Genomic DNA, 11,222 nt, shown 5'->3' on the forward strand with positions numbered 1-11,222 from the left:
GTTACCGGGTCACCTGATCGGGCAGACCCGTGCCCTCGGTCCGAGGAGTCGGCCGCGGCCGGTCGTTCGACCCCCGCGGGCGGCCCGGCCACCAGTTCGCCCCGCCGAGCAACTGCATCGCGGCGGGTACGACGATCGCGCGGACCAGGGTGGCGTCGATCACCACGCAGAGTGTGAGCCCGACCCCGATGGTCATCAGGAACAGCGAGGTCGCGGTGAAGCCCATCGTGGCCAGGACGACGACCATGAGCAGCCCGGCCCGGGTGATGAGGGATCCGGTGCCGCGCAGGCCCACGATGATCGCACGCCGGTTGTCGCCGGTGGCCCGGTACTCCTCGCTGATGCGGCTCACCAGGAACATCTCGTAGTCGGTCACCAGGCCGAAGGCGATCGTGATGATGAGCCCCAGCGCCCACACGTCGGTGGTGCCCACCACGGAGAAGTCCATCAGGCCGGCCAGGCCGCCCTCCTGGAATCCCCAGACGATGAGGCCGCAGGAGGCCGCCAGCGACAGGAAGGCGACGACGACGGCCTTGACCGGTACGAGCACGGACCGGAACGCGAGGAACAGCAGGAACAGCGTCGACAGGCCGATGAAGGCCAGCGCCCACGGCAGCGCCGCCATCGTCGCGTCACTGTTGTCGAGGCTGACCGCCGGTCCGCCACCACCGCCGACGAGGACCTCGGTCGCGCCGGCCGGAGGTTCGAGTGCCCTGATGTCCCGTACCAGTTGCAGGTTGTCCGCGTCGTCGGCCTCGCCCCGGAAGGCGACCGTCGCCCAGGTCAGCTCGGAGTCGGCGAGATGCACGCCGGCCACCCCCGCTCCCTGGATGCCTTCGACGGACCGCAAGTAGTCGTCGAGGGCGGCCCGCCGCACGGGGCCGGCGATGGCGACGTCCATCCGCAGACCGGCCGGGCCGTCCTGCGGGAAGTCCGCCACCAGCATCCTCGGGACCACCTGGCCCTCGTTGCCGGCCGGCAGGTAGCGGTGGTTGGTGAGGCCCTGCTGCAGTGAGAGCAGCGGGGCGGCGGCGACCAGCAGCGCCAGCAGACCACCCGCCAGCCATGGCAGCGGCCGGCGGGTGACGGACGTGGCCAGCCGGTTCCACGCCCGGTTCTCCCGCGTGACGGCTCCGGCCCGGCGGCGCGGCCAGGGAAGACTCAGCGCGTTGATCCGGGAGCCGAGCACCGCCAGCACGGCGGGCAGTACGACGAGCGCGGCGAGGAGGTCGAAGAGGACGACCGCGATGCCGCCGAAGCCGAACGCCTGGGAGATCGGCTGCGGGAAGAACATCAGTCCGCAAAGTCCGATGACGACCGTCAGACCGGAGAAGGCGACCGTGTGCCCGGCCGTTTTCATCGTCGCCACCAGCGACTGCCGTACGTCGCCGCCGGTGCGCGCGAGTTCCTCGCGGAACCGGCTGACCATGAAGAGCCCGTAGTCGATGGCGAGGCCGAGCCCGAGCAGCATGGAGATCTCCATGGCGAAGATCGAGACATCCGTGACATAGGTCAGGGCGCGCAGCATCACCAGCGAGCCGAGGATGGCCATGATCCCCAGGGCGAGGGGGATGGCGGCGGCCACCACGCCCCGGAAGACGACCAGCAGCAGGAGCAGCAGGATCGGCAGCGAGATCATGTTGGCGGTGGCCAGGTTCTCCGTGGCGAGCCGCTGAAGGTGGAACACACTGGTGGAGCCGCCGGCGATGTGGGTCTCCAGGCCCTGAGCACGCATCTGCTGCTCGATCTCGCCGTAGGACTCAAGGCGCTCCTGGTCGTCCGCGCCGCGCAGAATGATCGTCGCCAACGTGGCGTGGCCGTCCGTCGAGACGTACCCCGAGCGCTGTTCCTCGGTGAGCTCCGGGCTCCAGTAACTGGTCCAGGAGACGACCTCGGTCTGCGGCAGGCTGCTGAGCGCCGCCGTCACCGCCTTCCTGAAGGCCGGGTCGTCCACCGACAACTCGCCGGTGGGGTCGCTGTAGATCGCCACCGCGTCCGCCTGCGCCGGCCGGTGCCCGAAGTGGCCCTCCAGGAGCTCGTTGGCCCGGTACGACTCCGCATGGGGAGATTCCAGCCCACCGGTGCTCAAGGCGCCGAACACCCCGCCGCCCCAGGCACCGGCGAGTACCACGAACAGGGCGGTCGCGATCAACAACGCGCGCCTGCGCGCATGGGCGAAATGCCCCAGCCACGAGAACATGGCGATGCCTCCTGAGTAGTCCTGGCTCACGCTGCCTGCATGCCGCCATCAACCGGGAGGACCGTCCCGGTCACGTAGGAGGCGCGGTCGCTGAGGAGCCAGGCGGCGGCCTGCGCGATCTCCTCGGGGTCGGCCGCGCGACGCAGGGGAGTGCGCGCGTTGAGCTGATCGACGATGCCAGGTGAGCTGTCGTTCCAGGCGCGCACCATGTCGGTCAGAGTGGTGCCGGGAGCGATGGCGTTGACGCGGATGCCCTCCGGGCCGTAGGTGACGGCGGCCGACTCGGTGAGACTGTTGACCGCCCGCTTCATCGCGCCGTAGGCGGGCAGCGTGGGGTTGCCCCTCAGGCTGCCGACGGATGAGGTGTTGACGATGGCGCCTGTGCCGGCGGTGGCCCGGATGGCGGCGACCTCGGCGGCCATGGCCGCCCAGGCGCCCTTGAGGTTCACGGCGTAGACATGGTCGAAGTCGGCCTCGGTCGCCTGGTCCATCGGGCCGGGCGGCACGATGGTCGCGCCGTTGTTGAAGGCGACGTCGAGCCGGCCGTACAGGTCGACGGCGCGGTCGACGGCGGCGCGCACACTGGCCCCGTCGGCAAGGTCGCACACCGCGTGGTCCGCGGCGCCGCCGGCCGCCCGGATCTCCTCGGTCACCGCCTTCAGCTGGTTCTCCGTCCGGGCCGCCAGCAGCACCCGGGCGCCCTCCCTGGCGAACAGCCGCGCCGCGGCGGCGCCGATACCGCGACCGGCGCCGGTGACGAAGGCGACCTTGCCGGCCAGCAGGCCGGGAGCGGCGGGGGTGAAGGTGTCGTCGTCCATGACAGCGAGCCTGCGTCCGGCCGCACAGCCGATCCAGGCACCAGCGGTACCTGGATCGGCTCCCTGGCACCCGTGCACACTGGGGGCGTGGACAGACGAGAGCTGGCCGGCTTCCTGCGCAGCAGGCGTGAGCGCATCAGCCCTGCCGACGTGGGGCTGCCCGCCGGGCCGCGCCGCCGCACCCCGGGGCTGCGTCGTGAGGAGGTGGCGCAGTTGGCGTTCATCTCGACCGAGTACTACTCGCGGCTGGAACAGGCCCGTGGCCCGCGCCCGTCCCGCGAGGTGCTCGCCGGTCTGGCTCGGGCCCTGCGCCTGTCGGACGCCGAGCGCGACCACCTGCACCACCTCGCCGGCGCCCCGCCAGGCCCGACGGCCGGGCCCTCACGCGAGGTGCGGCAGAGCATCCTCGACCTCCTGCGGCGGCTGCCGCACGCCGCGGCGATCGTGCTGTCCGCGACCTATGAGGTCATCGCCTGGAACGACCTGGCGACCGCCCTCCTGGAGGACTTCTCCGCCCTGCCCCGGCACGAACGCAACCTCGTGCGCCGTGCCTTCCTCGCGCCGCGATCGCGGGAGCGGCTTCGGTACAGCCTGTCCGACGTGGAGGCGTTCGCTCACGCCGCGGCCCGGGACCTGCGGGCCACCGCCGCCCGTTACCCTGACGACCCCGAGGTGGCCGCCCTGGTCGGTGACCTTCTCTCCGGCAACGCGGCATTCGCCCGGCTGTGGGCCGCCCATGACGTACACAGCGAGCTCACCCTGCGCAAGACCGTCAACCACCCGCTGATCGGCCCCATCACCCTCAACTGCGACGTCCTCGACATCACCGACCGAGACCAGCGAGTCGTGATCTACACCGCCGAACCCGGCTCCCCGGCAGAGGAGTCGCTGCGGCTGCTGTCGGTGATCGGCACGCAGCGCATGGACGTGCCCGGCTAGGTGGTCCGCCCGCTCGGGATCGCCGGGCAGAGGTTCGCCGGACGCTTCCGCCTCGCCTGACGAGTTCGCCCTAGCGGAGCGGGTAGCCGTACCGGAGCATGCCCGGGGTGGTGAAGGCGGTGATCATGCGGCGGCGGCCCGGGCGCATCGCCGTCCGCCATTCCTCGTCCGCCCTGAGCGGCACCACGCCGGTGCTGATGCGCATCGGGTTGCCCGCCACGCTGTGATCGGCGGGCAGGTCGATCGTGCCGTCGCCGAGGAACGGCGTGGCGGCCGACGGCAGCCCGGCGAACTCCAGCACCCTGGACAGCTCACGGCGGGGCTGGGCGACGAAGTCCTCATAGCGCATGAGCGTCCACGGGGTGTCGGTCAGGCGGAAGGACTCGATGGCGGCGTTGAAGGCCAGCCACTCGGCGGCGGTCTGCGCCGGTGAGTGGGTGGCCATCAGCCGCCCGCCCTTGTCGGCCCGCTGCACCCTGCGGGACCAGGAGTGGACGACGCCGTGCGGGCCGCGGACGAGCTGGACGATCCGCAGGTCGATGCCGGGCACCCGGCGCAGCAGCAGCGCCGAGGTGGGGAACTTGGAGGAGTCCACGATCACCGAGCTCCCGCTCACCTCGGCGATCGCCCGATAGACCGTGGCCATGGTCGCGGCGTAGCGGTGGACGCGTCGGGCGAAGGCGCCCGTCGTACCGGTGAGCACGTGGCGCGGGACGTGCCTGATGCGCATGACCGAATGGTGCAGCCGGGACATCTCGGCGGCGTCCACGTTGCGCCAGTCGCCGAAGGCGGCCCGGCCGACCTCCTGCCAGAACTCGCACCCGGCGAACCGCCGCCGGCACCCGCACAGCTGGTTCTTGGCCACGCCCTGCGTCCACAGGTAACGCAGCTCGCCCACGCAGGACGCCCCCTCGACCGCGCCCAGAGCGCGCGAGATCAGGGTGCTGCCCGACCTGCCGTGACCCCCGAGGAACAGGATGCGGATCGGCTGCGGCGGACGATCGGTTGCGGAGCGTGTTCGGATGGTCATAGAAACGTAAACTTACGGTCCTGCGGCTCCCGGCCGGCACCGAATCGCGGAAGAAGGCATGGTCGGAGCGCCAGGGGTGGGGGCGAAGGGGGCGATTGCGGACGAGGGAGTCGGGCTGCCCGCTCAGGTTACGAAGATCAGTCGCAATGGGTAATGCCGCATACCTCTTGCGGGAAACAGCCGTAAGCTCCCGTTGCGCGTCACGCCGGTCATGATCCGTGACCGATGTGACGAGTGAAGTGGCGATCAGAAAGGCGGTTCAACCCGTGACCCGAGGCCCATGGCCCCAGCAGCCCCCCGCGACCACGGCACCGGTTTCCGCCGAGCCACTGCTGACCAGGGACTACGACGCGGACCCCGCACTCGTGCACGAGAGGCTGCGCGAGACCTACGGCCCCGTCGCGCCCGTCGATCTCCTCGGGGTGCCGGTCTGGTTCGTCATGGGTTACGAGGAAGTGCTCCGCGTCCTGCAGAACCCCGGCGGAGCGTGGAGCAAGCGCCTGGACAACTGGAAGATGAACGCCGAAGGCCGGCTGCCGGCCGACTGGCCCCTGCTGCCCGTCTTCCAGGTCAACAACTCGACCTTCCAGGAAGGCGCCACGCTGAACCGGTTGCGGGCCGCCTGGACCACCGCCCTCGCCCCCTTCCAGGACTACGGCCACCCCCAGGCGCAGCAGCTGGAGCAGGCCGTCGTGAGCCACGCCGACGACCTCATCGGCGTGCTGGCGGAGGGCGGCGCCGCGGGGTGGGCGGACCTGGCCGCCCAGTACGCGCGACCGCTCCCGCTGATGGTCGCCGACCGCATGCTCGGCTTCACCGCCGCACGCGGCGAGGACGTGGTGATGGACATCTGGCGGATGCTCGACGCCGGCCCCGACGCGGCCGCGGCTTTCGAGCGGTTGTACGCCGCCATGACCGAACTGGGCGCCGCCAAGCGGGAGTCCCCCGGCGAGGACCTGCCGTCCTACCTGATCAACGCCAAGCCGGACATCACCCTGGACGAGCTGGCCCGCGAGCTCCTGATGCTGCCCGGCCTGCTCGACTTCACCGGCAGCCTCGTCTGCAACGTGGTCGTCGAGGTCATCGCCAACGCGGGGGTGCGGGAGAGCCTGTCGGCGGGCGCCATCGACGAGGCGGTGAACAAGGTCGCCCTGCTCAACCCGCCGATGGCCAACCTGACCTTCCGCTACGCGCTGACGGACGTGAAGATGGGCAACTACACCATCCCCGCCGGCGATCCCGTGATGCTCTCCGTCGCCGCCGCCCATGGCGACCCGCGCTTCGCCGGGGCGATCGACTGGCACGCCATTCGCAGCACCCGCGCCCACCTGGCCTGGGGAGCGGGGCCGCACAGCTGCCTGGGCCAGGTGCTGGCCACCCGGATCGCCGTCATCGCCGTGCAAAGGCTGTTCAGGCGGTTCTCCAAGGTGAAGCTCGCGCTCCCGGCCGACCAGCTACCCTGGCGGCCCTCCCCGTTCATGCGGTCGCTGCGGTCGCTGCCCGTCCAGTACGAGCTCGCCAGGGTGCCGGCGCCCCCGGCCGATACCGCCGCCGCCGAGGACTCCGACGCGCAGACGGCTGCCACGCCGGCTGCCGGGGCGGCATCCGGGGCCGCTTCACCGGCGGACGAGCCGGCCGGCAAGCCGTCCCGGTCCCCGCTCTGGAGTTTTCTGCGCGGGCTGCGCCGCGCACGCTGAGCGGGCATGCGGGCCTTGCGCGTGATCCGTCCGGCGGTATGAAGAAACAGAGGAACCGTCGGCGGATGGGAGCCCGCTGTGCAGAAAGAGCCTCGGATCAGTTACGTGCCGCTCGAGTCGATGGACGAGGCGATGCGAAAGGAGATGCACAGATGCGCCCGCGAGGGCACGCCCAGGCCGGAGAGTTCGGCGGTGCGGGCGCACGCGCCGAACGCGTTCTGGGCGTTCGCCGACTCCTGGCAGGCGATCTTCGACCACGGCGTGTGCGATCACGCGATCAAGGAGCTCTGCCGGGTCTACATCTCCCGTACGGTGAAGTGCGAGTTCTGCGGTAATCAGCGCTCGATCAAGGCGGCCGAAGGCGGGTTGTCGGAGCAGCAGTACGACGAGTTGCTGAATTTCGAGTCCTCGCCGAAGTACGACGAGCGGCAGCGGGCGGCGCTTTCCTACGCCGAGGCGATCGCCTGGCGCCTCGACACCGACGATGCGTTCTGGGAGCGGCTGCACCGGCACTTCACCGAAGCGGAGCTGGTCGAACTCGGCTGCTTCATCGCGCTCACCTTCGGCCAGCAGAGCTGGATCAGGTTGCTCGGCATCGACCACCACCAGTATCTCCCGGGCACGCCGGCGGCGATGGCTCCCGGATTCGAGGACGCCGAGTCCGCGGCGGCCACGAAGGCCCGGGACGGCTACTGGGCGGCGGGCTGAGTTCGAGCCGGCGTCCGGGCGCCGATCCGCCGGGCGAGTTGCGGCCGGGATGCGGGGAGCCGCCGTGCGGCGGGGCGTGTTCGAGCACGCCTATCGCCCGTCTTCCGGCGGGCAGATCGCGTCCGGGAGCGGCTCGTAGTCGATCACGGTCAGTGGGCGGTGATTTCGGGGAGTTCCCTGACTGCGCATGCTCGGAGAAGCGGACCGGTCTGTGCGGGCGGACGCTATGGGGGCAACGGATTCGTCCCGTGAAAGGGTGATCACCCATGGTAAGCGACAACGCCAGCGAAGCTCGCGTGCGGCAACTGCGCAGCTTGCTCGTGCCCGTCGACGAGCACCCCGCCGGTCGGCTCATCGACCTGGAGTCCAGCGTCGCCGCGATGGCCGCCGACCCGCTGCCCGCGCCCTGGGGCATGGTCTGGGCGCCACCCAGCTGCCAGAACTACCTCGAAGAGGCCGTACCGGAGCTGCACTCGCTCAACGGCTGGGTACGGCTGACCGACCGGCGGGCCAAGAGCTTCAGCCACGACAACTTCTACATCGACATGGTCATCGAGTCGCCCGGCGGCGTCGACGTCCAGCGGATCAGCCGGGCGGCCGGCACCTGCAGCTCGGGCACCCTGACGCTGGACGCCAAGGTCGTCGGCAGGGTGACCTACACCGAGCTGGCCTCGCCCGCCCTGGCCGACGCCAGCACCCTGACCATGCAGATCCAGGTCCAGTTCGAGCCGCCCGCCGACCGCGAGAGCGCGGAGATCCTGGCCAAGTACGGCTACGTCTCCGCCAGGGACGCCGACGGCCAGGACATCGGGGTCAACAACGTCAAGCAGGTCTCCTACGTCGCGACCGGCGACACGCTGTTCATGGTCCTGTCGCCCGATCCGGACATTCACCGGGCGATGCCGACGACGCTGTACCAGCGTGCGAGGAGTGCGGGCGACCACTGAGTTCGGTGGCGCGACCTCCGGCACACGAACGGCCCCTTGTGGAGCGTTCCGACGTGGTCCTGGCCGACGTCGGCCAGGACCACGTCGTGCCGGGACCGTCGCGGCCCCCGGTGAGGAGAAGGGAGTCAGGCCCGATGAACGTGCAGCTCAAAGTGCTCCCCGTCCCGGTGACGGACGTGGAGAGAGCCAAGCGGTTCTACGGCGAGCAGGTCGGGTTCCTGGTGGACCGCGACACCCAGCCCGGCACCGGCAACCGGACGGTACGCCTCACGCCGCCCGGCGCCTGGTGGTCGATCGTGATCGGCCCCGCCCCCGCGATGGGACCGGGGCCGGTCAAGGGGCTGCAGCTCGTCGTGGCCGACATCGAGGCGGCCAGGCGGGACCTGGCCCGGCGCGGGGTCGAGGTGAGCGCCGTCCAGCACTACGAGAAGGACGGGACGCTGGCCGAGGGCAAGGGCGGGCGATGGAACGCGTTCGCCTTCTTCGACGACCCCGACGGCAACGGCTGGGTGCTGCAGGAACGCCCCGGCACCGAGCCCTGAGCCCCGGCACCGGGTTGACGACGCCGCCTGGGCGGGCCGGTCCCTCCGCGCGGATCGGCTCGCCGTTCCATCGGAACCGGGCGAGCGCCGGGCGCCATCGCGTCGGGAATTCGCCTGGGCCCCGCCATGCCGTCACGCTCCGGGATGAGGTGATTGCCCCGTCGTGATGTGCCGCGACGGACATCACGGCCATGCCGACTTGGTCGCCGTTGACAGCGTTACCGCAGGCCCGTGCCGGTCCCCCTGCCGCTGACGGTGATCGTGGGATGGCCGCCCGGCTGGAGGAGGCGGGCGAGGACGCGCTGGTCTCGGTGGTGACCCCGGCCGGCGGCGAGCGGGCCCGGCGGTCGGTGGAGAAACTCGGCGCGCTCGGCGAGAACGAGTCCGTAGTGACGACCAGGCCGTTCGCCGAAGCGTCTGTGTGGACGCGGTAGTGGCGGATCACCGTTCTGGCGCGAGTCCAGCCGTGGTTGTCCACGAACTCGATCGTCTCGTCCCGGGAGCGAGTTCCGTCGCGCGGGTCCCAGTTGTTGATGACCACCATGGACGGCAGCCCTCGCTTCTTCACGACGTACTCGATGGTGTTGTACGTCGGGTCGAACGCCAGGGGTTCGGCCTCTATAGGGACGAGAACGTCGTCGGCGATCTCCAAGATGACCCGTAGCGCGTCGGCGAACGCCGAGTCGTCGAAAGGGTCCTGGGCGTTGAGATTGTCGGTTGGCATCCAGCCAGAAGTGTCTACCCAGACGTGCTTGATGCCAGGCAGCTTCGGCAGGTCGCGCAGCTCATCCAGGTTTTCATACCCCTGCACGAAGTAGAACGGCAGCGCCCGGTTGGCGGCCTTCTCTGGATCGGTTTTGAGCAGTTCCTCGTAGACACCGACCACTCGGTCCGCCCACCAGACCGCGGAGCCCTGGGGGTCAATAGAGAGGACGACAGTGGAGTCTTCCTCTCCGGCGGTGTCGGCGTTGACCGCTGCAAGCTGAACGGCGTTGGTGGATTTCCCGACACCGCCCTTCTGATTGACGACCTCGGCCACCAGACAAGCCGCTGGTTGCGGGGCCCCATGGCGTCACACGGGTGAGGTCTATGTCGCGGCTTCGCGCCGAAGCGCATTCATCTGAGGGTCAAAACAGATCAACCCAAAGCTGTTGGCAACCTGCGCTACATAGGCAGACGCCATATCCGCAGTACTCCATGCAAGCGCGATGTAAACGTATGGCCCACTTGCCCCGCTGGAAAGTGGCGTTGAAGCCCAAGGTGTATCGTCGCCGGTATCCCTATCAGGCCAACGCTCTGTAAGGGCGGCCAGAAAGTCAGCAATAGCACTTCCCACCGGGGACAGCTCATCGCCATCGAGATACTCATCGTACAGGCGATCATGCACCCTTGCCGCTTCATGATCGCTTGACGGCACATCCCCATGCCAAACCGCCAGGTCATAGCTCATCTTCCACTCACCTCGTCTCGCGGGCAATAAAGTTCAGTGCCCACCCCATATCTCCCGTCCAGCGCTTTCCACCATGCCTTCGCCCCACCATAAAGAATCATCTGGGCGTCGGCCTCTGGAAGTAAATCGCCAATCTCCAAGCCCCAATCACGCATCTGCTGGGACTGCAGAATGACATTCCCACCATTCGCTAGCTACCCATACACGGTCTTCTGCTGAGGTGACGGTTTGGCCGACGGGCCGTTCTTACCTTCGAAATATTCGGGTGCACCAAAGCCCTGGCCGTTTCTGGTTGCAACGATATCAACATACGATGTCGTCCCGTCTTTAGCTGCAAGCTTCACGTGTGTCCCCATGATTGTGTAGTGAGTTCCTCACCGGCGAGCTGCAAGGCAGCCACGATCCGTCCGGCGTGGTGTTCACCGTGCTGGCCGCCCTGTCGGGGATAGAACGCGAGTACATCCGCGACCGCACCCTGGAAGGCCACGAGTCCGCCCGCAGGAACGGCACGGCCATCGGCGGCGCCACCGTCACCGATGAGACCATGCTGTCCATGGCCCTGCATCTGCGCGACCAAGACCTCAGCTTGCGCGAGATCGCCGCTCGCCTGGTCATCACCCAGGGCGCCAAAAGGGGCCGGCACCCCTCCCCGGCCACCGTCATGCGCATGCTCCGTGACCACGACACCAGCATCACCGAGCTGGGCGCCCGAGCCGACGATGCGAAGCAACGGCCGTAGACCCTGGCCGGTACCCGAGCCGCGAACTGTCCTTGGCGTCATGATCCAACACCGTGATCAAACCGGGACCTCAGTCGGAGGCTCCTGCGTTATCGCAGGTCAGACGCTACTTTGTTGAAAATTTCTTCATTGCTATGGGGACCCCTGGAGGG

General features: G+C 69.2%; 11 protein-coding genes. 7 read left to right on the plus strand and 4 right to left on the minus strand.

The genetic code is table 11. From position 1 onward, the window contains the following. Window position 1: 1 nt before the first annotated feature. Entirely contained in the window at window positions 2-2,230 is a 2,229-nt protein-coding gene (locus BLS95_RS31825) for an MMPL family transporter (RefSeq protein ID WP_245765399.1), read from the minus strand. Beyond that, window positions 2,227-3,018, minus strand: coding sequence for an SDR family NAD(P)-dependent oxidoreductase (locus BLS95_RS31830; protein WP_090939708.1), 792 nt, complete (start codon window positions 3,016-3,018; stop codon window positions 2,227-2,229). The genes BLS95_RS31825 and BLS95_RS31830 overlap by 4 nt, the downstream gene beginning before the upstream one ends. 87 nt (window positions 3,019-3,105) lie before the next feature. Here BLS95_RS31830 and BLS95_RS31835 point away from each other — a divergent pair, with 87 nt between their 5' ends. Continuing rightward, window positions 3,106-3,957, plus strand: coding sequence for a helix-turn-helix transcriptional regulator (locus BLS95_RS31835; RefSeq protein ID WP_090939711.1), 852 nt, complete (start codon window positions 3,106-3,108; stop codon window positions 3,955-3,957). Between the two features lie 70 nt (window positions 3,958-4,027). On the opposite strand, the gene BLS95_RS31840 is transcribed toward BLS95_RS31835, so the two are convergent. After that, window positions 4,028-4,987 carry a sulfotransferase gene (locus BLS95_RS31840; RefSeq protein ID WP_090939713.1) on the minus strand — a complete coding sequence of 320 codons (960 nt, stop codon included), beginning with the start codon at window positions 4,985-4,987 and terminating at the stop codon, window positions 4,028-4,030. A gap of 266 nt (window positions 4,988-5,253) precedes the next feature. Between BLS95_RS31840 and BLS95_RS31845 the strand changes: the two genes are divergently transcribed. From BLS95_RS31845 to BLS95_RS55965, 5 genes are all read left to right on the plus strand, one after another. Further along, entirely contained in the window at window positions 5,254-6,684 is a 1,431-nt protein-coding gene (locus BLS95_RS31845; protein ID WP_090939822.1) for a cytochrome P450, read from the plus strand. A gap of 78 nt (window positions 6,685-6,762) precedes the next feature. Beyond that, a complete protein-coding gene (locus BLS95_RS31850) occupies window positions 6,763-7,392 on the plus strand; it encodes a carboxymuconolactone decarboxylase family protein (protein ID WP_090939715.1) in 630 nt (209 codons plus the stop codon). A 266-nt stretch (window positions 7,393-7,658) separates the two neighbouring features. Then, entirely contained in the window at window positions 7,659-8,339 is a 681-nt protein-coding gene (locus BLS95_RS31855) for a hypothetical protein (protein WP_090939718.1), read from the plus strand. Between the two features lie 134 nt (window positions 8,340-8,473). Beyond that, on the plus strand, window positions 8,474-8,881 hold the full coding sequence (locus BLS95_RS31860; RefSeq protein ID WP_090939824.1) for a VOC family protein: 408 nt from the start codon (window positions 8,474-8,476) through the stop codon (window positions 8,879-8,881). A gap of 266 nt (window positions 8,882-9,147) precedes the next feature. Then, on the plus strand, window positions 9,148-9,315 hold the full coding sequence (locus BLS95_RS55965; RefSeq protein ID WP_176993450.1) for a hypothetical protein: 168 nt from the start codon (window positions 9,148-9,150) through the stop codon (window positions 9,313-9,315). Window positions 9,316-9,968: 653 nt separating this feature from the next. Here BLS95_RS55965 and BLS95_RS31870 read toward each other — a convergent pair. Next, window positions 9,969-10,331, minus strand: a complete 363-nt coding sequence (locus tag BLS95_RS31870) for a hypothetical protein (RefSeq protein ID WP_090939724.1) — start codon at window positions 10,329-10,331, stop codon at window positions 9,969-9,971. 358 nt (window positions 10,332-10,689) lie between these two features. On the opposite strand from BLS95_RS31870, the gene BLS95_RS31875 reads away from it, so the two are divergent. Further along, window positions 10,690-11,070: a serine integrase family protein gene (locus BLS95_RS31875; protein WP_218136073.1), complete on the plus strand. Its 381-nt coding sequence runs from the start codon at window positions 10,690-10,692 to the stop codon at window positions 11,068-11,070. The last annotated feature ends 152 nt before the right edge of the window (window positions 11,071-11,222 follow it).

Origin of the sequence: Nonomuraea jiangxiensis (genome assembly GCF_900099965.1) — a bacterium.
Taxonomy (GTDB): domain Bacteria; phylum Actinomycetota; class Actinomycetes; order Streptosporangiales; family Streptosporangiaceae; genus Nonomuraea; species Nonomuraea jiangxiensis.